The 381-nt window shown below is 53.0% G+C and carries 1 protein-coding gene and 1 pseudogene; both read left to right on the top strand.

What is annotated here, in order from left to right:
• Positions 1-90, top strand: a pseudogene (locus ACTHSP_RS22585) (BAX inhibitor (BI)-1/YccA family protein); the annotation flags it as partial.
• Positions 91-196: 106 nt separating this feature from the next.
• The coding region (locus ACTHSP_RS22590) for an adenylyltransferase/cytidyltransferase family protein (protein ID WP_440347081.1) at positions 197-381 on the top strand (185 nt) is incomplete at its 3' end.

A 381-nucleotide genomic window follows, 5' to 3' on the forward strand; every position in this document is an offset into this window, starting at 1 on the left:
ATCAGCGCGGCGCTGACCATCTTCATCTCCATCTACAACATTTTCAGCAGCCTCTTGAGAATCCTCATCTCTATTAGCGGTGACGACTGATCAAGCCGCAAAGGCCGTCTGAAATTTCAGACGGCCTTTTTGATTTTTGACATCACCGACAAACTCCCCTATCCTGAACGTACACAAATCCTCTTTCCAACCCAAAATGACCACGACCACTCTGCGCCGTGCCGTGTACGCAGGCAGCTTCGACCCACCTACCCTCGGCCACCTGTGGATGATACAGGAAGCCCAATCCCTCTTTGACGAACTCATCGTCGCCATCGGCACCAATCCCGAAAAGCGCAGCACCTACACCATAGAAGAACGCCGCGCCATGCTCGATGCCAT

The organism is Neisseria sp. P0001.S005, assembly GCF_051963715.1.